Origin of the sequence: Streptomyces sp. NPDC007162 (assembly GCF_040634175.1) — a bacterium.
Lineage (GTDB): Bacteria > Actinomycetota > Actinomycetes > Streptomycetales > Streptomycetaceae > Streptomyces.
In genome coordinates this window covers 1-2,456 of sequence record NZ_JBEYFC010000856.1, presented here as the reverse complement: position 1 = coordinate 2,456, position 2,456 = coordinate 1, and the positions used below count along the sequence as shown (strand labels likewise).

Sequence of the window (2,456 nt, the reverse complement as noted above, 5' to 3'; positions counted from 1 at the left end):
TAGGTGCCGTACGAGTAGCCGAAGTAGCTGATCCGGGGGGCACCGAGGGCCTGCCGGACCGACTCCAGGTCCTCGGCGGCACTGACCGTGTCGAGGTACGGCAGCACGTCCGCGTACTTCTTGCCGCAGGCCGCGGCGAACGACCGGACGCGCTTGAGGTTCGCCTCCTCCAGCGCGGGTGTCGCAGGGACCGAGTCGGGGCGCACCGGTTCGAAGTAGCCCGGCGCGCAGTCGATCGCGGGGCCGCTCCTGCCGACCCCGCGCGGGTCGAAGCCGATGACGTCGTAGCGGGCGGCCACCTGTTTCGGCAGCGCGGACGCCACGAAGCCCGCCAGGGACAGCCCGCTGCCGCCGGGGCCGCCGGGGTTGACCAGCAGCGGCCCCAGTGCGGCGGCGGCGGTGTGCGGGACGCGGGAGAGGGCGAGCGTGATCTTCTTCCCGCCGGGGTTCCGGTGGTCGAGGGGCACGGTGACCGTGCCGCACTGCAACGTGGGGTAGTCGGTGGTGCCGCACTTCTTCCAGGCCACCGGGGGCGTCTGGACGGCTGGTCGGGTGGTGGCGCTCGCGGGCGGGGCGGTGAACGACCCGGCCACGACAGCGGCGGCGCACAGCACGGCTGCGCGTGTTCGCATGGAGCCTCCCAGGACGCGGGGATCGCGGACCGCGCGTGTCACGGTCCTGGCCGCATCGTCCCGGGGGCAGGGTCCGGAAGAACCTGTTCAGATGATTAATGACCCGATTGGGCCGAGGGTTGCGCTCGAACGCCCTCGGACGCGACCGGTGCTCACAGCAGGGCCGGCTCCGGCAGCTGCGGCACCAGAGGGGTCACGGAGGTGGCCCCGGCGAGGAAGGGAATCACCGGCGCCATCAGGACCCCGCAGCCGATGCCCGCGTCCGCCAGGGCGCGGACCACGTCCGACGTTGGTGCCCGTGGCCATGTGGTCGCCGAGCCAGCGGCACGAGCCGAGCCGGCGGCGGAGCAGGCCGGGCGCGTTCACCTTGCTTCTTCTCGCTCGGTGTCTCGCAGCGAAGCGAGTGCGGCCTCGTCGGTGTCGGTGTCGGCGAGCAATCGCCAAGCCGCGGGCGTGAGAGCGGCGGAGTACGCGGCGGTCAGCCCGGTGGCATCAGCGTGGCCGGTGCATGGCGACGGTGGGGCAGGGAGGCCGTCGCCCCCTGCCCCACCGTCTGGAGTCCTGCGTCGGTCATCCTGTCACTGGATCGTCCAAGCCTGGTTGGGCTGGTTCAAGGGCATGTACTGATCGAGGGTGGCCCCGTTCGCGGTCGAGCTGTTGCTCACCTCCAGGACCTGCTTGCTCTCGAAGTTGCGGATGAGGTATCCACCGCTGGTCGGCTCGAAGTACCACAGCTGGTTGTTGCTGCCGTTGTAGGTGCTCTGCTGCAGCGCGGTGCCCCTCCAGTGGCTTGCCCAGCCCAGGTCGAGGACCTTGCCGCTGTTCCTGTTCACGATCTTGTTGAGCTGCCCGCTGACCGGAACGATGGTCCACTGCTGGTTGGCGTTGCCCGAGTTCGGCCACTGGATGACGCTCGCGCCGTCGGCGGTGGACGCGCCGTTGACGTCCATCACCAGGCCGCTGTTGACGTTCTTGATCGAGTAGTAGGTCGACGGGTTGGTGTTCGGCGTGCCGGTCGAGTCCTCCAGTGCCCCACCCGCCCGCTGCACAGCGAAGTCCGTGATGAAGAAGTACGCCCCGTCGGTCTTGGCGACGCGGACGTAGCGGAAGGCCTGGCGGACGTTGATGTCACCGGTGAGGGTGGCCGCGAACGGCAGGGTGCCGGTCTGGCGTCCCACGACGGTGTACGTGGCGAAGGACGGGTCGTTGGACACCCGGACCTCGAAGTTGCCCCGGGTCGAGGACTGGTCCAGGTCCTGACGGGTGGTCAGGGAGAACTGTCCGAGCTGGTAGGCCTGCCCCAGGTCGACCTGCCACCAGGCCGAGGTGTCGCTGCCGGTCGGCGACCAGCCGGTCGTACCGTCGTTGTCGACGGCCTTGGAGGCGGGCGTGTTCGAACCGTAGACCGACGACGCGGACGCCGGCTTGTTGTAGGCGAGGTTGAGCTTCGTCGCCAGCCCCTGGTAGGCGGACTCGAGACCGGAGGCCTTGATCACCGAGTCGCCGGACGTCGTGTTGTTGGTGAGTGTGACGTTGGAGCCGTTGGCGTTCTGGTTGATGAAACCGTCCGTCTGCGACAGCACGTTGTTCGAAAGGGTCATGTTGTTCGACCCCTCGTCCGTGTAGAGGCCGGCCACGGCCGAGGCGCAGGCGGCCGGCGTCCGCAGCACGTCGTGGATGTAGTTGCCGTTGATGACGGTGCCCGGGTCGTTGGAGAGGTGGTAGATGGCGGCGGAGTCGCAGAGCCGGTTCATCACGTTGCCGATCCGGTTGTAGCTGACGCTGTTGTTGCCTTCGGCGTTGGCCGCCGACTGCCAGCCCCAG

At 69.0% G+C, this 2,456-nt stretch carries 3 protein-coding genes; all 3 read right to left on the bottom strand.

Annotated elements, in window-relative coordinates; all coding sequences use genetic code 11:
* A partial coding sequence (locus ABZ646_RS44965; protein WP_360533102.1) for an alpha/beta fold hydrolase occupies positions 1–632 on the bottom strand: 632 nt, incomplete at its 3' end.
* Positions 633–784: 152 nt separating this feature from the next.
* Entirely contained in the window at positions 785–913 is a 129-nt protein-coding gene (locus ABZ646_RS44960; RefSeq protein WP_360533099.1) for a hypothetical protein, read from the bottom strand.
* A 297-nt stretch (positions 914–1,210) separates the two neighbouring features.
* Positions 1,211–2,456, bottom strand: a 1,246-nt coding sequence (locus ABZ646_RS44955; protein WP_360533096.1) for an RICIN domain-containing protein, incomplete at its 5' end; no start/stop codon positions are given.